Source organism: Micromonospora pallida (assembly GCF_900090325.1).
Lineage (GTDB): Bacteria > Actinomycetota > Actinomycetes > Mycobacteriales > Micromonosporaceae > Micromonospora > Micromonospora pallida.
Genome location: NZ_FMHW01000002.1, coordinates 2,864,218 through 2,882,294 on the forward strand (window position 1 = coordinate 2,864,218; position 18,077 = coordinate 2,882,294).

Sequence of the window (18,077 nt, forward strand, 5' to 3'; positions counted from 1 at the left end):
CAGTTACACCCCCCGCTGAAGGTGGCTCGGACGGCGGCGGCGCCGCGACAGCCGCCAACGCTAGGCAGGGTGGGTTGTGGGCCGGTTATGCGGCGCTTCGCCGGACCCGTCTTGACGCCGAAATCACGGAGGGCGTACGGTCTGGTGCCGCTCAGTGTCCACTGTGTGGAGAGGGGTTGCTCGTTGATGGCGACCGTCACGCGATCGCGACTCCTGCGGGACGTTCCGCCGGCGGCACGGAAGCTGCTGGCCGGACAGGCGCTGTCCGCGTTGGGCGACGGCGTCTTCATGCCCCTGCTGCTGATCTACCTCTACCGGGTGGAGGGGCTGAGCCTGCCCAAGGCGTCGCTGGTCGTCGCGATCGCGCCGATGACGACCTTCCTGCTGACGCTGCCGGCCGGTGCGCTGATCGACCGGATCGGCGCGCGCCGGGCGCTCAGGTTCGCCGCGGTGGGGCAGGCCCTGGGCGTCGCCCTGCTCGCCGGGGTGTCCACGCTGCCGCTGTACGTCCTGGCCATCGTGATCAAGAGCGCGGCCGAGGCCGCCTTCTGGCCGGCGAGTTCCTCGCTGCTGGCGCGCCTGGCCGTCCAGAACCGGGAACGCGCCTTCGCGTTGCGGTTCCTGGCGGTCAACGCCGGCATCGGCATCGGCGGCCTGGTCGCCGCCCTCGCCGCCGACATCTCCCGCCCGCTGACCTTCCAACTCCTCATCTTCGCCGACGCGCTGAGCTTCCTGCTGCTCTGGTGGTTCGTCCCCACCGAGTCGACCGGCGGGACCACGGCGGAGACGGAGACGACGGACGAGAAGACCACCGGCACCTACCGGATGCTGCTGGCCGACCGACGCTTCGTCCTGCTGATGGCGGCGATGGCGGTGCTCATGGCGGTCGGGTACGGACAGCTCGACGCCGGCATCCCGGCGTTCACGATCGACGCGGCCGGGCTCGACGAGAGCTCGGTGGGCCTGCTCTTCACGGCCAACACCGTGGTGGTGGTCATCGTCCAGCTCGCGGTCCTGCGGCGGCTCGGGAACTCCGACGCGCCGAAGGCGCTCGCCGCCGTGGCCGTCGCCTGGGCGGTCAGCTGGGTGGTGCTGGGGATCGCGCTGGTGGACGGGATCACCGGCACGATGTGGGCGCTGGTCGTGGTGATCGGCTCGCAGGTCGTCTTCGCCGCCGCCGAGACGATCCTCCAGCCGGTGCACAGCGCGTTGATCAACGACATGGCGCCGGACGAGCTGCGCGGACGGTACAACGCGGCTTCCGCGCTCGCCTGGAACGCGGGTTTCTTCGCCGGCCCGGTCCTCTCCGGCGTGCTCCTGGGCGCTGCCACACCCGTCTGGTACCTCGTCCTGATGGTGGGCGGCTGCCTCGCGTCGGGCGCGTTCATCTTCACCCTCCGGGGCGGCCTGACGGCCGCGCGCGCCCGGGCCGGGTCGTCCGAGGAGTCGCACCAGCTCCGTTGACACACCCGGATGTATTTTTCCCGGCGCTCCTGACTCCGTACCGGTAGTCAACCTTCCGAACAGGAGGAGCGCCATGAGGAGTATCCGGCTGTTGGCGGGTGCCGTCGTCGCGGTGGTGTCCGCGTCGATGGTGGTCGCGCCGGCGCACGCGGCGGATCCGGTCGCCGCCGACACGGGACGGGACGAGACCCAGGCGGCGATCGTCGCCTACAAGGCCGTGTACCCGACGATCTCGGACGATGCCGCCAAGGTCGCGGCCACCCAGCAGGAGACCCGCAAGCAACTGCACGAGCAGTTGGCCAAGGAGCCCCAGACGTACGGCGGGGGTCACTTCGACCCGCTGTCCGGGATCACCCACGTGGCCCTGACCAGCAAGGAGAGCGCCGACCGGGCCGCCGAGGCGGGCCGGGCACTCGGGCTCACCGTCGACGCCCGGGTGGTCGAGCGCAGCTACGACGAGTTGGAACGGCTCGCCGACACGGTGCGCGCCGGCACCGACGAACTCGCTGTCCTGGCCAAGGGCCGGGTGGGCGTCGAGGTGAGCAGCAACACGGTCACCGTCGCCCTGACCGCGCAGGAGGAGGCCAGCCTCCCCAAGGGCACGGTGCCGAGCTGGGTCACCATCGTGCCGGCGAGCACCGACGAGATCGAAGAGGACGTCTGCACGTCGCGGGCCAACTGCAACGACAGCCTGCGCGCCGGACTGGTGATCCACCGCTCCGGCGGTGGCTGCTCGGTGGGCTTCACCGCCCGCAGCAGCGGCGTGCGCTGGGCGCTCACCGCCGGCCACTGCGGCGGTGGCTCGGTGACCAACTGGTCCACCGCCGGCACGCCGATCGGCCCGATGCACCCGGTCAACGCGATCAACTCCGGCCCGGTCGACGCCGGGGCCATCCAGGTCACCAACGCCGGGTACGCGGCGGACACCCTGGGCCGGATCGCCATCTCCGGCTCGTCCTGGGTGCCGGTCAAGGGCCGGGCGCACACCATGTCGTTCATCTGGGTCGGCGACGTGGTCTGCGTCTCCGCCCGTTACGCGGCGCCCGCCACGTCCGGCAACCCGTGCGGTGTGGTCACCAAGACCAGCGACGCGGCCGTGCGCGGCCTGACCAGGTACGAGGGCTACGACCCGTGCTCCGGCGACAGCGGGGGCGGGGTCTACTGGCTCCCGTCGTCCGGCAAGCGGTACGCGTTCGGCCTGCACAGCCGCAGCACGTCGGGATGCAACGCGACGCCGCGGAAGGCGTGGTTCAGCGCGCTGCCGAGGTTCTGGCCCGGCCTCTCCTACGACCTGGCCTGACGCGGAACGCGACGCGGTCCGGGGCAGGGGTCAGGGCCGACCTGACCCCTGCCCCGGGCGGTCGGACAGGCCTGATCCGTCGGGATGATGCGGCGATGGCGGACCTGATTGCGCCGCCACAATACCTAGAACTACTATGCATTGCACTTCTAGGGTTTGGGGCGGTCGCATGCACATCACCAAAGACCTCGTCGCGGCCTCCGCGACACCGCTCGTGCTGGGCATCCTCGCCGAGGGCGAGAGCTACGGCTACGCGATCCTCAAGCAGGTCAACGACCTGTCCGGCGGGAAACTGGAGTGGACCGACGGCCTGCTCTACCCGCTGCTGCACCGCCTGGAGCGGCTCGGCCACGTCGAGTCGACCTGGCAGGTTCCGCCCGGCGGACGACGCCGCAAGTACTACCGCATCACCGACCAGGGCCGGGCCGAACTCGCCGAGCAGCGCCGCCAGTGGGCCGCCGTCGTCGACGCGCTACGGGGCGTCTGGAGCGCGACGCCGGGCATCACGCCGATCATGGCACCGGCCTGGGAGGCGGGACGATGACCGTCGACGACGAGCTGGAGGGCCAGATCGCCGAGTGGCGGGCGTACATGCACCGCCGCCGGGAGCTGGACCACGCCGATGCCGAGGAGCTGGAGGACCACCTTCGCAGCCGGATCACCGAGCTGACCGAGGGCGGCCTGCGCACCGACGAGGCGTTCCTGATCGCGGTCAAGCGGATGGGCAGCCTCGACGCCCTGTCGCGGGAGTTCGCGCGCGAGCACTCCGAGCGGTTGTGGAAGCAACTCGTGCTGCCCGGGGAGCCGGACACGCCCGCCACCGCCCGGTCCCGCCGCGAACTGCCCGTCATGGTGCTCTGCGCGGTCGTCGCGGCGCTCGCGATCAAGGTGCCGAGCTGGTTCGGAACCGACCTCGACGACGACGGCAGCTTCTACGCCCGAAACATCAGCCTCTTCGCGCTGCCCGCGCTGGCCGCGTACTTCGTCTGGCAGCGCCGGGTCGGCCTGCGCGTCGTCGGGGTGCTCGCGGTGCTGTTCGTCCTCGCCGCAGTGGCCGCGAACGCGTACCCGCTGGCCGACGACGCGCAGAGCACCGTGCTCACGGCGATCCACCTGCCGCTCGCGCTGTGGCTGGTGGTCGGCGTCGCCTACACCGGTGGCGACTGGCGCTCCGATCGACGGCGGATGGACTTCATCCGGTTCACCGGGGAGTGGTTCATCTACTTCGTCCTGCTCGCGCTGGGCGGTGGCGTGCTCACCGCCGTCACCGTGAACGTCTTCGCCGCCATCGGCCTCGACGTCGAGGACTTCGTCTCCCTGTGGCTGCTCCCGTGCGGGGCCATGGCCGCGGTCGTCGTGGCGGCCTGGCTGGTGGAGGCCAAGCAGAGCGTCATCGAGAACATGGCGCCGGTGCTGACCCGCGTCTTCACCCCGCTGTTCGCGACCGCCCTGCTGGCGTTCCTGGGCGCCTTCGTCTGGACCAGCAACGGCATCGACGTCGAGCGCGACGTGCTCATCCTCTTCGACCTGCTGCTCGTCGTCGTGCTGGGCCTGCTGCTGTACGCCATCTCCGCCCGTGACCTCACGGCCAGGCCCGGTCTCTTCGACCGCCTGCAACTCGTCCTCGTCGTCAGCGCCCTGGTCATCGACGCCATCGTGCTGCTCGCCATCACCGGCCGGATCACCGAATGGGGCCTCAGCCCCAACAAGACCGCCGCCCTCGGCGAGAACGTCATCCTGCTCGCCAACCTGGCCTGGTCGGCCTGGCTGTTCCTCGGCTTCGTCCGGGGCCGGATGCCCTTCGGCCGCCTGGAGCGCTGGCAGACCCGGTACGTCGTGGTGTACGCCGCCTGGGCCTGGATGGTCGTCCTCGCCTTCCCACCCTTGTTCGACTTCGCCTGACCCCACCGGTGTGCTCGGCCCGGTCCGACGTCGACCGGGCCGAGCAGGCCCATCGTCAGGGGCGGCCCATGCCCCGGTACTCCCAGCCGGCCCGTGTCCACATCCCCGGGTCCAGGCAGTTGCGGCCGTCGACCACCCGGCGACCGGCCACGATCTCCCCCAACGCGACCGGGTCCGCGTTGCGGAAGTCGGTCCACTCGGTCAACACGCACACCAGATCCGCGTCCTGGCAGGCCTCCGCCATGCCCGCCGCGTAGGTCAGCTCCGGATGCGCCCGCCGCGCGTTCGCCATTCCCTCCGGGTCGAACACCCGCACCTGGGCGCCCGCCTTGAGCAGCGCCACCGCCACCGCGAGCGACGGCGCGTCCCGCACGTCGTCGGAGTTCGGCTTGAACGTGGCCCCGAGGACCGCCACCCGGGTCCCCGACAGGTCCGGGCCGGCCGGGCCCGACCGGCGGCCCAGCAGTTCCGCCGCCAGGTGCACCACCCGCGCCCGGCGCCGCTGGTTGATCAGGTCCACCTCGTGCAGGAACCGCAGCGCCTCACCGGCCCCCAGCTCCTGCGCCCGCGCCTGGAACGCCCGGATGTCCTTGGGCAGGCAGCCGCCGCCGAAACCGATGCCGGCCTGCAGGAACCGGTTGCCGATCCGGGGGTCGTACCCGATCGCCTTGGCGAGCTGGGTCACGTCGCCGCCGGCGACCTCGCACACCTCCGCCATCGCATTGATGAACGAGATCTTCGTCGCCAGGAAGGCGTTCGCCGCGACCTTGACCAGCTCCGCCGTCGCGAAGTCGGTCACCACCAGCGGCACCTCGCGGTCCTCGGTCACCGCGAGGTCGAAAACCCCCTTGTGTACGGCGTAGAGCATGCCGTTGGCCCAGTCCGACCGCACCCCGACGACGACCCGGTTCGGTCGCAGGACGTCCTCGACGGCGAAGCCCTCCTGGAGGAACTCCGGGCTCCACGCCACCTCGACGCCCAGTTCGGCCGGGACGTGTTTCTCGACCAACTGCTCGATCCACTCGGCGGTGCCCACCGGGACGGTGGACTTGCCGACGATGAGAGCCTTGCGGGTCAGGTGCTGCGACAGCTCCGTCACCGCCGACTCGACGTACGACAGATCGGCGCCCATCCCCCCGGGACGCTGAGGCGTGCCCACGCAGATGAAGTGCACGTCCCCGAACTCGGCCACCTCGGCCATGTCGGTGGAGAAGCGCAACCGGCCGGTCGCCAGGTTCCGCCGCAGCAGCTCGTCCAGGCCGGGCTCGTGGAACGGCACCTGGCCGGCGGCGAGCCGGGCGATCTTCTCCGCGTCCACGTCGAAGCCGATCACCTCGTAGCCCAGCTCCGCGAAGCAGATCGCGTACGTCGCGCCGAGGTACCCGGTCCCGAGGAACGTCAGCCGGGGCCGGGGCGCACCGGACGGCGGCGTCAGCGCCGGTATCGCCGGCGTCTGCACGGTGGTCGGATAGGGAATGGTCACGGGTGTGGCCTCCGTCAGCTTGTTGGTCGAGGAGATACGCCCAGGGCGGCACAGCCGCCCGCGGGCATCCGTCGGAATTCCGGTCAGTGGCAGTCGACGTTGGCGAGGCCCTTTGCCGCGCCGGTCACCTTGTTGTCGCAACTGACCCGGTTGTCGTTGACCGGGGTGAGATTGAAGCCGAATCCCGGGCCGTTCACCTCGGCCGTGTTGCCCCGGAAGACGTTTCCTGTTCCCCAGCCCTCGAGGATTTCGTGGGTCTGGAAACCGTCCTCGATGGAGTTCCGCCCGATGTTGTTCTCGATGGTCCAGTCGTTACCCTTCACGTCGACCCAGGAGTCGGCGTGGGAGCCGCTGAGCGCGCTGCCGTCGAAGGTGTTCCCCGAGACGACCCCGCCGGTGGTGCCCTCCTTGATGTCGACGGCTTCGGCGGTGACCGCGGTGATCTCGTTGCCCTGGATGACGTTCCGGTCGCTGGCGTCCGGTGCGCAACCGTTGATCTCGCACCAGTTCGACTCCGCCGAACCGACGTAGATCCCCTCACCGAACCGCTCGCGTCGTTTGCCCGTCTCACGGACGGTGTTGTTGCGCACGATGTTGTCGGAACTCGCCTTGCGCAGGTGGATCGCCTCGTCACCGATCTGTTCCACGGTCAGACCGTCGATCACCACGTGCTGCGCGCCGTCGGCCATCACGCCCTTCTGCGAGTTGCGGACGGTGAAGCCGACCAGTCGCCAGTAGCTCGCCCCGTCCAGGTGGAAGCCGTATCCGCCGTCGACACCGCCCCCGTCGATGATCGCGTCGGCGGCGCCACAGAGGAAGATCGGCTGTGCCTCGGTGCCGGCCGTCGAGGCGACGAACCGGTCCGCGTAGACACCGCCGGCCATCCGGATGCTGGTGCCCGGCGCGGCGGTGGCCAGTGCCTCGGCGAGCGACGAGGCGTCGTTGACCGTCACCGTGGGGGCCGGGCAGGTGGTGGTGGCCCGCGCCGGCGCCGCCACGGAGCCCGCCGCCGAGGGCGACGCGGGTGCGGTGGTGGGCACGGGCTCGGGCTCGGACGGCGCCGCCGGGGCCGACCCGGTCGGCGTCCGGGTGGGGCCGGACAGCCCGGCGCCCGGCCCGGGGTCGGCGGCGTCGCCGTCGAACACCGTGACGACCAGCGTGATCAGCGCGAGCACGAAGGCGCTGGCGGCGAGCCAGAGCGGCAGGCCACCGGAGACGGTGCGCCACGCCGGCCGGGCGGCACCGGCCGGCACCGGCTCGGCGGCGGCCGGCACCTCGGGACCGCCGTGGGGTGGTTCCGGCGGGGGCGTCGCCGCCGGCCACCCGGTGCCCGGCGGCGGATCCAGCGGATTCGGCGGAATCGGGGCGCTCATCGGACCCCCACCGGAACCTGCGCCCGGCCCCGCGCGGCGGCGGCCGTGATCTCGTGGGTCACGCCGTCGCTGACCGGCCGCTTGTCCGCGTACGGGTCGCGGACGCCCGACCTGCGCCGGGCGCCCGTCCCCCGCAGCGCGGAGAAGACGATGAGCAGCAGGATGCCGGTCCAGAGCAGCGTCATCGGGCTCGCGTAGTGGCGGAACTTGGCCCAGAACGACCGGGTGTCGTACCAGGCGAAGGTCTGGTTCTCCTTGATCTCGATGTCGCCGTGGGACCGGGGCGTGTCGATGGCGCTCGGGCCGACGCCGGCGACCACGTTGAAGGAGACCGTGCTTCCCTCGCCGTTGCCGACCAGGGTGATCCCGTGATTGGTCACGTCCTGGACGGTGTTGCCACGGATCTCGGCGACCGAGTCGCGCAGGTAGATGCCGGTCCGCGTCCCGGTCACCACGTTGCCGGTGACGACCGCTCCGGTGACCCCGTCGCGGACCGCGATGCCCTGCCGCTCCTGACCGCTCAACTGGTTCCCGGTGATGTTCACGTTCCGGGTCGACCGCCGCGCGACGATCCCCATGTCCCCACCCTCGATCGTGTTGTTCTGCACCCCGACGTCCAGCCCGCCGACCACCTCCACGCCGTAGCGCTCGTTGTTGCGGGCGGTGCTGCTGGAGACCGAGTTGCCGCCGTAGCTGGTGACGGAGGCGCCGGAGGCGGACGGCCCGTGGGCGAGCGGCTCGCCGCTGAGGGTGAACCCGTTGCCGGTGTTGCCCTCGGCGGTGGAGCCGGTGACCCGGACCTGCTGGGTGGCCCGGGAAAGGATGAACCCGTCGCCGCTGTTGTTCTTCGCGGTGACCCGTTCCACCACCGCGCCGGTGACGAAGCGGTGCAACACGAGTCCGTCGTTCGCGCTCCCCTGGATGGTGGTGTCACCGATGACGATGCCGTCCGCGCTGGAGACGAAGATACCGAAGGCGTTGCCGGAGACCGTCGAGTTGGTGATCCGGCCGGAGACGTAGGAGAGGCTGGGCACGGTGAACCGGCTGTCCGGGGTGTCCAGCTTGCCGCTCGGCTGGGCGGTGACCTCGCCGGAGCGGAGCCGGTCGTTCTCTTCCTCCTCCTCCGAGTCGACGTCGGTCGGGCCCTCCAGGTTGCCGGTGTTGGGCCGGTCGGTGCCGGTCAACGCGATCCCGCCGGTCCGGCCGCTCCAGAACCCGAGGTCGGAGACCTCCGTGTACGACATGGCGAACTGCCCGCCGATGGCCCGGATGTACGCCCGGCCGTCCAGCGGGTCCTTGTCGGTGGCGCCGTCGGCCTTGTTCCAGCTACTGATCTTCAGCCGGGCCTGCGCGGTGCCGGCGAGGTTCAGCCCGCCGCCGAACGAGACGATCGAGACAAAGCCGTCCTTGGTGCTCGCCATCCGCAGGGTCAGGCCGCCCGGGTTGGCCAGTTGCAGCTTCGCGCCGGAGTTGAGGTAGATGTTCTCGGTCAGCAGGTAGCTGCCGTCCGACTGCCGGGTGAAGGTCTGCGGCGCGAGCCGCAGCAGGTCCGCCACCGTGTACGGGGCGGTCCGCTCGGTCAGCACCAACGTGTAGCCGCTGCCGGTGTCCAGCCGGTACGGCCGGTTCCACTGCGCGCCCCGCAGCGGCGCCACGGCGGTGATCGCCCGGACCTGGTTGAGCCGACGGTCCTCGGCCGCCACCAACGCCGCCTGCCGTTCGCCGTCCTCCTGGCGGGTCGCCTGCTGTCCGGTGTTGGCGGCGGCGGGTGCGGAAGCGGCGACGGCGAGCACGGCCGGGCCGGCGAGGAGCGCCACCGAGCCCAACAGGCCGGCGACGAGCGCCGAAGAGCCCAACCGGCCGGCGACGAGCGCCGTAGAGCCCAACCGGCCGACGGGTCGGGCGCACCGCCGGGCCGTCGTGGCCGGGCCGACTCCCTCGGATCGACGTGTCATCACCGCACCGCCCCGGCCTGCTGCGCGGGGACGGGCCGCCCCACGGTCGGTCGTCTGAGGGACTGCGCGTCCTGACCCTCGCCACCGACCTGGTCGCTGGTCCGGGTGAGCCAGCCCTGTTTGTTCATGGTGAGGAACGCGTACAGCTTGATCGGCAGGGAGATCATGATGACCACGAGGGCGAGCAGCGGCAGCAGGAGCAGGTCCTTCGGGTGCCGGCGCAGGTGGGAGTAGCCCCGGATGCCCCGTCCGGCGAGCAGCCAGAACGCCACCAGCAGGGCACCGCGTCCGGTCAGCTCCAGCCGGCTCAGGAGCAGGTAGCCGAGCGCCATCCCCATGGTCACGGGGGTGAGCAGGATCTGCAGCACCGTGATCTTGGTGACCAGCGGCGTCCGCCAGAGCCAGCCCTTGTACAGGGCGGTCAGGTAGCAGCGGTACGAGTTGCGGCTCCACCGGACCCGCTGCTTGACGAAGGCCCGGAACGAGCTGGGGAACATCGACAGCGCCCGGGCCGTGGGCTGGTGCACCGTCTTGTAGCCCGCGGCGAGCACCAGCCAGGTGAGCCGTCCGTCGTCACCGGCGACGCAGCGCCGGCCGAGGAAGAACTCGTTCTCCAGGTGCTCGAGCAGCGGCAGGATCGCCGAACGGCGGTAGGCGGCGGTACGGCCGGACAGACAGGCCACCGCCCCGGCCCGCCCCATCGCCGGCACGTAGTCGTAGTACCGGAGGTTCACCAGCCAGTCCGCGATCCGCCGCCAGACGCTGGTCTGCCGCAGGTACACGTTCTGGTGGGTGCCGACGCCGCCGACCTTCGGGTCGACGAACGGCATCTGCACGGCGGCGAGCAGACCCGGCTGCCACCGGGTGTCGGAGTCGACCAGGACGATCGTCTCGAACCGGGCCGCGCGGATGCCGACACCGAGCGCGGAGCGCTTTCCCCGATGGTTGAAGACGAGCACCCGCACCCGGGGGTCACCGACCGCGGCCAGGCGGCGCTGCACCTCCACGTCCGCGACGTCCGGGACGATGATGACCTCGTCCGGCCCCTGGGCGAGCCAGCTTTGCAGGCACTCCAGGAGGATGTCCGGGTCCTCCCGGTAGGCCGGTACGACCACCGAGACCGTGGTCCGGAAGTTGTTGACCACCGGACGGGCGAAGCGGGAGAGCACCGCCCGGTAGAGCCAGAGCAGCCAGACGAAGATGCCGGCGAGACCGAGCGGCATCAGTTCGCGCCACGACGTCTCGCCGACCGCCTGGACGATCCACGACCAGATTGCGTCAAGATACTCCGACACGACCAGCTCCCCGGTTGGACACAACAGCTACATGCGTGCCGCGACAGGCTCGTGGCATCAGTGGGAGGGGCGGAGACATCCGGACATCAATCCCCTTGACGAGGCGGTATGTGATTGTTCCTAATCGTCGATGCACGGCATCCCGCCGTCCGTCCACAATCGAATAGGCGGGATGCGAATGATCTCCTGGATAGGGCCTCGCAGAATTTAGCAACGCGGTCGGCGGCAGGAATGGATGAAAAGTAAAAGCGTGGTTAAGAGCACGTTTCAGCGGCTAGTCGTGCCGAATGGCTGATCCGCGCGACCCGTTGACCGGCCCGGCGCTTGCGACAAGGGGACTTTTGCCGACCGAAAACGGCCTCCCGAATTCGCCGTAATCCGCTTTTCCGGACCCTTTCCGTCGGTGCCGGATGGCCGGTGGCGGGTGGCGGCGATACGTTCGGCGTCGACCGGTCAACCGACCGGCTCCCCTGCCGGGCGGGCCTCCCCGCGGCACCCGGGGGCACGTCAGCCCGGCGACGGCCCCGCCCCACGCGCCTGCGGTCAGCGACCGGACGCCGACCCCGGACCGAGCGGGACGGCCGCGACACGTACGGTGAACGGATGCGGGAACGAATCGTCCTCATTGTCGGCTACGACGGTGCGGAACTGATCGACATCGCCTGCGTCAGTTCCAGCCTGGACCTCGCCAACCGCATCGGCGCGAACCCGCCGTACCGGTCCGTGCTGGTCACGCCCGGCGGGCAGAGCATCACCTGCGATTCCGGACTCCAGCTACAGGGGCAGGACAGCCTGGAGCGGTGGCAGGCCCCGATCGACACCGTCATCGTCTCCGGTGGCCTGGGCCACGAGCGGGCGGCGGCGAACCAACTCCTGGTCGGGCACGTGCGACGCCTGGCCGCGCTGGCCCGCCGGGTGGCGTCGGTCTGCACCGGGGCGACCGTGCTCGCCGAGGCCGGCCTGCTGGCCAACCGCCGGGCGACCAGCCACTGGATGTACGCCGAACAACTCGCCCGCCGCTATCCCGACGTCCTCGTCGACCCGGAGCCGATCTACATCCGCGACGGAGACGTCGCGACCTCGGGCGGCGTCACCAGCGCCCTCGACCTGACCCTCTCCTTCATCGAGGAGGACCACGGCATGACCCTGGCGCGGGGCGTCGCGCTGGGCGTGGTCACCTACCTGCAACGGCCCGGCACGCAGGCGCAACTGAGCATGTTCCTGACCCGGTGCTCGGGCGACGACCTCGTCGTACGCCGCCTCAGCAACCACATCGCCGGCCACCTGACCGACGACCTGGGCACCGCCGCCCTCGCCCGCCTCTCCGGAGTCAGCGAACGGCACCTGTCACGGCTCTTCCTCACGTACCTGGACACGACGCCCGCGCAGTACGTGCGTCAGGTCCGTACCGAGGCCGCCGCACACCTGCTCGGCTCCACCACGTTGCCCCTGCTCGCGGTGGCCCGGCGCTGCGGCTTCGGGTCCACCGAGTCGTTGCGGCAGGCGTTCCTCGCCCGCTACGCCATGCCGCCCGCGCGTTTCCGGGCCGAGCGGCGGACCACCGCCCCCGCCGCGCGACGCGGCCCGACGCCGAGCGGGGGGTTCGGCACGTCGGACGACGACGTGTCGAACCCCCCGGTTCCGGTCCCCCCGGCTACCGCGGCGGGTCGTCCCACCGGACGCGGTAGCCCGAGTTCTCGGCGTACGTGACGGTCATCAGCGAGCCGACCGAGGCGCCCGCGCCCACTCCGAGCTTCAGCGCCATCGAACCGGCGTTGTCGTTGGGCACCGGGAACTTCTGCTCGTGCTCCAGACCCCCGTACGGGCCGAGCCCGCCTTCGGTGGCGACGCTGATCACCTTTCCGCCGCTCGAACTGGCCACGTCGGCGGCGCTTGAGTGGTTCAGCCGGAAGACCGCGGTGGCGTGCACCTCCGCCCCGACGACCCACCCCCACTTCTCCGACTGGCTGAACGTGATCCCCACCGAGTCGAAGTTGACGCACCCCTCGGTGACGAAGCCGTAGACGACCGCTCCGCTGAACTCGAGGCAGATGGACGCCGACCATTCGGGGTTCGCGGCGACCTGGTCGGCGGCCGCGCGGATCTGCTCGTCGTCCACGGCGGCGCTGATGCCGGCGTCCTCGAGGTCACCCAGCAGCTTGTCGACCTCGTCGGTGATCCGGCCCGCCGTCCGGTCCTGCGCCCTGAGTTTGTTGATCCGGTCGCTCTCGGCGAACACGGTCGGCCGGTGCCGGGGGTTGATCCGGGGCCGGTTCCAGGGACTCCGGGTGCCGTCCCGGCGGGAGTAGTACTCGCAGCTGTCGCAGAACGACTTCCGCTTGGGCTCGGGCGTCCAGACGCTGTACTCGCCCTTGGTGTGTGCGTAGAAGTCGCAACTGTCGCAGTACAGGCCGGTCGGGTCGCTGAACGTGACGGGGTTGTTGTTGCTGTAGCCGTAGCCGTTCATCAGTTGCGGCTCGTTGCCGAGGACCGGGTCGACCGAGATGAACCGGCCGTGCTGGGGGTCGTACTCGCGGGCGCCGAGATGGGTCAGATCGGTGCTGTCGTCGATCGTGCCGCCGACGAAGCCCCGCTCGTCCGGCCAGGCCGGTCGGGTGCCGCGCGGGTTGCCGAACGGGTCGAAGCGGCGCTTCGTCACCGCCAGCCGGGACGCGTCGATCGACACCTGGGCGGTGCCCTGCTGGTCGCCGGCGAGCCAGTGCAGGCCGGTGGCGGAGCGCACCGCGATCCGCGTGCCGCCGTGCCGGTAGTGGCGGGTGCCGGTCAACGCGCCGGTGGCGTGGTCGAGCCGTAGCTCCTGGTCCCCCAGGTAGAGGGTGGTGGCGGTGGGATCGCGGCGGACGAGGCGCTGGCCGGTCGCGTCGTACACGAAGCTGCTGGTCTGGCCGTTCTCGGTGGCCTCGGCGAGCCGGCCGAGCGCGTCCCAGGTGAGCCGCTGGTCGCCGCGCGCCGTGGTGTTGCCGGCGGCGTCGTACGCGTAGCTCTGCGCGCCGGCGCCGGTGACGGCGGTCGGCGCGTGCGGCCGGTCACCGCCCGGGGCCGGGTACGTGTAGCCGGTGGTGACGTCGCCGGCGGCGGTGTGCTCGGTCTTGCCGAGCCGGTTGCCCACCAGGTCGTAGGCGAACGACTGCCAGTACGGCGCCGGCCCGGCCAGTCCGGCCGTCGTCGGGTCGGCGGCGCAGTCCCCGCCCGGCGTCCACGCCTCGGTGAGCCGGCGCAGGTGGTCGTAGCGGTAGCACTGCACGTCGGCCGGCTGCTCCAGTGGGGTGTCCGCGACCGAGGTGACATTGCCCATGTCGTCGTAGGTGTAGTGCACGTCCGACTGCATCGGTCGGGGCAGTTCGGCGTCCACGATGGTGCGGTCCAGCCGCCGGGTGTGGGCGTCGAAGTAGCGGGACAGCCAGACCCGCTTGGTGCCGGTGCCCAGTTGCAGGCGCTGCATCTCGCCGTATCGGGTGTACTGGGTGCTGCTCGCGTAGGTGACGGTCTGCCCGTCCGGCCCGCCGTACGTGGTCAGCGGTCGGCCGCTGTCGTCATAGGTGTGGAAGACCTCCTCGTCGAAGAGGCCGCCGACGCCGGGATGGCTCGTCCCGGCGAGACTGCCGTCCGGGTGGTACGACGCGTACGAGGTGTACGTGCCGGCCAGCGCCCCCTGCGCTGCCGGGATGGTGATGGCGGTCTTCCGCTGCTGGTACCGCGCGGTGTAGGCGAGCACGGCGCTGGTGTACGCGTTGCCGTCGGCGTCGTAGCTGGTCGTGGTCGCCGGCTGGCCCTTCACCACCCCACCGAAGCCGTCCGGCACCGTGTCGTAGGTCCAGGTGGCGAGCAGCGGCCCGGCGTCGCCGGAGCGGACGCGCAGCGGCCGACCCCGGTCGTCGTAGGCGTAGCTGACGGTCTGGTCGCGGGCGTCGGTGACGGTGCGGAGCTGCCCGGCCGCGTCGTACGTCATCCGGGTCTCGCCCCGGTCGGGGTGGTCGGTCCGGATCTGCCGGCCTCGCTTGTCGTACTGGTAGCTCCAGCTGTTGCCGGCGGGGTCGGTGATCGTGGTGAGTCGCCCGGCCGGGTCGTACGCGTACCGGGTGACGTCGGACGGTCCGTCGACGGTGCCGCCCCGGTACTGGTGCAGGGCGACGGTGCGACCGCGGGCGTCGGTGACGGTGGTGGTCGGGGTGCCTCCGGCACGCGGCGTGACGTGGATCCGGTCGCCGCCGTAGCGGGTGGTGGTGCGCCAGGTCGCCACCGCGCCGCTCTTGAAGATCGCCTCGACCGCCCGGCCCGCCCCGTCGAATTTGGCCTCGGTGATTCCGGGAACCTGGGTGTCGGACGCCCGCCACAGGTTGTCGTCCATGGACGCGTCGTTGAAGTACGCGGAGGTGGTCTTGTACGCCCGTCCCTGCGAGTCGTACCGGGTGTCGGTCAGCAGCCGACCGCCGCCGACCGCGGGCTCCTGCGACTGCCGGAGCCGCAACTGCCCGTCGTAGATCTCCTTGTCGCTGACGTAGGTGCCGTTCGGGCCGAGCCGGGTGGTGGTCACCACGGTCGGCGCGTCCCGCCGGACCAGGTAGGTGAACTTGTGGCCGGCTTCGACACCCGGCCCGCGCGGCCGGTCCGGCGTCCAGACCGCGACGACCCGGCCCAACGGGTCGTACCCGGTGTCGGTGCGCCGGCCGTTGACGTCGGTGACGGTGACCGGCTGCCCGGCCGCCGGATCCAGGGCGGTGGTCGTGGTGAACCCCATCGGGTCCGTCACCACCGTCGCGGTGGTCGGCCCGCCGGTCGTCGGCGTGTATGCGGTGCGAGTCCGCCGGCCGAGCGCGTCAGCGGTCTCCGTTGGGCGGCCGTGCGCGTCGTACGTGGCGGTGGACTCGGTCAGGTAGACGGGCTGGTCGTCGTCGAACCGGTCGAGCACCTCCAGCCGGGTCGGGTTGCCCTCCGTCGGGGCGGTTCCCCGGCCTTCCCCGTCGTAGGAGGTGTACCGGTCGGTGACGGTGTGGGTGGGCGGCGACGCGGTCGCCGCGCACCGCACCGAGACCGTCTGCGTCCGCGACGGCAGCGACAGCAGCCACGGCGTCGTGTTACGCGCGTAGGTGACCCGGGTGCACAGGTCGTCGGCGGCGGTGCCGACGTCGCCGAGGTCGTCGACCGTCGTGGCCAGACCCCGGTTGTCGTAGCCGGTGACCACCTTCGTCTCCCGCCGGCCGTTCTCCAGGGTGGTGAAGGTGCGTTCGGTGCCGGGCCGCACGACGTACGCGTGGAAGGCGCCCCGGGAGGCGGTCGGGCCCTGCCAGACGGGATCGGTGAGGGTCTTGGCCACCACTGTCGCGCTGTCACCGAGGTAGGTGATCGCCTCTCGTTCCAGGCCCCGCAACCAGTCGTGGTCGGTGTGCGCGGTGCCCTCCGAGTCTTCGAAGGTCACCGACCGGGTGCCGCCGCCGGGCTGCGGGTCCCCGTGCATACCCCGGTAGAACCGCTGCTCGGAGAGGCTTACCGGGCCGGCCGGGTCGTCGCTCGTGCCGGTACGGACCCGGACCCGGGCGAAGCCCCGAAACTCGTTCCAGGTCCGCTTGTCGGCCGGCGTGAACTCGGAGGTGTCCTGGTGCCAGGCCGCGCCGTCCAGGTACTCGTAGGCGAACACCTGGTCGGTGCTGCTGCTGATCCGGTCGCCGACGGTGACGGTCTCCACCACGTACTTGTGGAACCAGTCGGTCCGCTCCGCGTGGCCCGGCCGGCTCCAGGTCACCGGGAAACACCGGTGGGTGTTGCGGTGCGCCTCGGTGGGCATGGACGTGCCCGGCACGCAGTCCGGCTCGGCGTAGTGGACCGAGATGAGCCCGCCGGACTCGGCGACGATCCCGGTGAGCCGGTACCGCAGCAGCGGCGACAGGTGGTCGTCCTGGTATACCCGGTTCGGTAGCGCGGCGCCCTCGAAGGTCACCGGCGGCAGGGCCGCCGAGCCGCCAACCAGCCCGGTGTGGGTGACGGAGCGCAGCCAGAGGGCCGCCGACGGCTCCCCGTCGCCGGGTTTCGGGTACGCCTGCTCGAGCGTCCACCGGTCGACGTCGGCCAGGGCGCCGTCCCGCCGTACCTGGGTGGTGACGCTGGCCAGCCGCTTGGTCGACCAGAACGTCGGGGAGTGCTTGCCCGGACAGGTGGCGGCGACACAGCGCTGGTTGAGCGGGGTGTCCGGCCAGTTCTCGGGACGTTCGACGACGCAGGTGCTGCCCGGTACGCACCGGTCGGCCACCGCGAACACCACCTGCGCGGCCGGCGTGCCCGCCGCCGTGGCGTGCAGCCCGTACTCGATGCGCTCCAGCCAGCCGCCGCGCACGTACGAGACGGCGGTGTCGGTGAGGTTGACCCCGTAGGAGTTGGTCTCGGTCTGGTAGCTGAACAGCATCGTGTTGCCGTTGCGGTCGACCACCTTGTCGAGGTTCCACCGCCACGCCTGGGTGCAGCGGGAGGCGGCGAAGGTGGCACCGTGGCAGGGCTCCCCCACGTCGTCGCCGAACACCGGCGCCGTCCAGGTGGATTTCGCCTCGGGACGGGAGCCGAAGAAGTACTGGAGCCCGTCCACGGTGGTGATCTTCCAGTACTCGCCGTCGTCGTCGCCGTTGCCGGCTCCGTCGAGCCGCTCGATGCGGGACCCGTCGTCGCTGGCGGTCCGCCACCGGCCGTCCGCGTCGCAGCAGACGAGCATGCCACCCCCGCCACCGTACGAAGCGGTGGCGTTGTCGCTGCGCCAGCAGAGGTCGCCGGTGACCGGCGGGGTGGTACCGCCGGCCTTGTCGTCCGCGCAGGCGCCGTAGGACCGTTCCACGAAGCCGGGGTTGAGGTGCCAGCCGTCCCCCACCCAGGAGGGCTGGTTGTTGGCGGCGCTGGTCCGGCCGTCCACGGTGGACGACTGGTAGGACAGCGCCAGATCCGGCGTCAGGTCGCCCGGCACCGGCGGCACCCGCAGCGGGTACGACCACTGGAAGTCACCGGACTGCGCCGCGACGGCCCAGGTCGCCGACGGCGACAGCGGTGTGGCGGTCGGGGTGCCGCCGCCGTCGGGCGCTCCGCTGCCGGCCGCCTGGTCGCCGGTCAGGGCCTGGCTGGTCGCCGGGTCGGTCGGTCGGGCCGCCATCGTCTCCTGGGTCACCGGCACCGACGGAGTGCTCGGCAGGCCCACCGACGGGCTGGCAGCGGTGGCCGGCGACGGCTGCACCGCCACCGCCAGCGCGGCGCCCGTCAGGACGGTGACGGCCGCTGCCAGCCACCGGCGCGGGGTCGAATACGACATGC

Annotated in this window: 10 protein-coding genes; 5 read left to right on the forward strand and 5 right to left on the reverse strand. The window is 71.4% G+C overall.

All coding sequences use genetic code 11. The features are described from left to right. Positions 1-186 precede the first annotated feature (186 nt). The 4 genes from GA0074692_RS11530 (at position 187) to GA0074692_RS11545 (ending at position 4,666) form a co-directional block, all read left to right on the forward strand. Positions 187-1,464, forward strand: coding sequence for an MFS transporter (locus GA0074692_RS11530; RefSeq protein WP_176738411.1), 1,278 nt, complete (start codon positions 187-189; stop codon positions 1,462-1,464). Between the two features lie 73 nt (positions 1,465-1,537). After that, a complete protein-coding gene (locus GA0074692_RS11535; protein ID WP_141725242.1) occupies positions 1,538-2,764 on the forward strand; it encodes a S1 family peptidase in 1,227 nt (408 codons plus the stop codon). A 169-nt stretch (positions 2,765-2,933) separates the two neighbouring features. Further along, positions 2,934-3,308: a PadR family transcriptional regulator gene (locus GA0074692_RS11540; RefSeq protein ID WP_091643150.1), complete on the forward strand. Its 375-nt coding sequence runs from the start codon at positions 2,934-2,936 to the stop codon at positions 3,306-3,308. Beyond that, on the forward strand, positions 3,305-4,666 hold the full coding sequence (locus tag GA0074692_RS11545) for a permease prefix domain 1-containing protein (protein WP_091643154.1): 1,362 nt from the start codon (positions 3,305-3,307) through the stop codon (positions 4,664-4,666). The genes GA0074692_RS11540 and GA0074692_RS11545 overlap by 4 nt, the downstream gene beginning before the upstream one ends. A gap of 55 nt (positions 4,667-4,721) precedes the next feature. Here GA0074692_RS11545 and GA0074692_RS11550 read toward each other — a convergent pair whose 3' ends face one another. The 4 genes from GA0074692_RS11550 to GA0074692_RS11565 all read right to left on the reverse strand — a co-directional run bounded on the left by GA0074692_RS11550 (position 4,722) and on the right by GA0074692_RS11565 (position 10,772). Beyond that, positions 4,722-6,149, reverse strand: coding sequence for a UDP-glucose dehydrogenase family protein (locus tag GA0074692_RS11550; protein WP_091643159.1), 1,428 nt, complete (start codon positions 6,147-6,149; stop codon positions 4,722-4,724). An 83-nt stretch (positions 6,150-6,232) separates the two neighbouring features. Next, positions 6,233-7,522 (reverse strand): right-handed parallel beta-helix repeat-containing protein, encoded by a 1,290-nt coding sequence (locus tag GA0074692_RS11555; protein ID WP_091643162.1) that lies wholly within the window; start codon positions 7,520-7,522, stop codon positions 6,233-6,235. Further along, a complete protein-coding gene (locus GA0074692_RS11560) occupies positions 7,519-9,477 on the reverse strand; it encodes a right-handed parallel beta-helix repeat-containing protein (protein ID WP_091643165.1) in 1,959 nt (652 codons plus the stop codon). Before GA0074692_RS11560 ends, GA0074692_RS11555 begins: the two co-directional genes overlap by 4 nt. Further along, positions 9,477-10,772, reverse strand: coding sequence for a glycosyltransferase family 2 protein (locus GA0074692_RS11565; RefSeq protein WP_091643168.1), 1,296 nt, complete (start codon positions 10,770-10,772; stop codon positions 9,477-9,479). The genes GA0074692_RS11560 and GA0074692_RS11565 overlap by 1 nt, the downstream gene beginning before the upstream one ends. Before the next feature lie 603 nt (positions 10,773-11,375). Here GA0074692_RS11565 and GA0074692_RS11570 point away from each other — a divergent pair. After that, entirely contained in the window at positions 11,376-12,482 is a 1,107-nt protein-coding gene (locus GA0074692_RS11570; protein WP_141725243.1) for a GlxA family transcriptional regulator, read from the forward strand. Here the strand turns inward: GA0074692_RS11570 and GA0074692_RS11575 are convergent. Beyond that, positions 12,427-18,075 carry an RHS repeat domain-containing protein gene (locus GA0074692_RS11575; protein WP_091643171.1) on the reverse strand — a complete coding sequence of 1,883 codons (5,649 nt, stop codon included), beginning with the start codon at positions 18,073-18,075 and terminating at the stop codon, positions 12,427-12,429. The genes GA0074692_RS11570 and GA0074692_RS11575 overlap by 56 nt on opposite strands. Positions 18,076-18,077: the final 2 nt, after the last annotated feature.

What these genes read in the sequence shown, in the direction of transcription:
- GA0074692_RS11575 (WP_091643171.1), bottom strand. Translation starts at nt 18,075, where the DNA reads ATGTCGTATTCGACCCCGCGCCGGTGGCTGGCAGCGGCCGTCACCGTC.
- GA0074692_RS11530 (WP_176738411.1), top strand. Translation starts at nt 187, where the DNA reads ATGGCGACCGTCACGCGATCGCGACTCCTGCGGGACGTTCCGCCGGCG.
- GA0074692_RS11570 (WP_141725243.1), top strand. Translation starts at nt 11,376, where the DNA reads ATGCGGGAACGAATCGTCCTCATTGTCGGCTACGACGGTGCGGAACTG.
- GA0074692_RS11545 (WP_091643154.1), top strand. Translation starts at nt 3,305, where the DNA reads ATGACCGTCGACGACGAGCTGGAGGGCCAGATCGCCGAGTGGCGGGCG.
- GA0074692_RS11560 (WP_091643165.1), bottom strand. Translation starts at nt 9,477, where the DNA reads ATGACACGTCGATCCGAGGGAGTCGGCCCGGCCACGACGGCCCGGCGG.
- GA0074692_RS11535 (WP_141725242.1), top strand. Translation starts at nt 1,538, where the DNA reads ATGAGGAGTATCCGGCTGTTGGCGGGTGCCGTCGTCGCGGTGGTGTCC.
- GA0074692_RS11555 (WP_091643162.1), bottom strand. Translation starts at nt 7,522, where the DNA reads ATGAGCGCCCCGATTCCGCCGAATCCGCTGGATCCGCCGCCGGGCACC.
- GA0074692_RS11540 (WP_091643150.1), top strand. Translation starts at nt 2,934, where the DNA reads ATGCACATCACCAAAGACCTCGTCGCGGCCTCCGCGACACCGCTCGTG.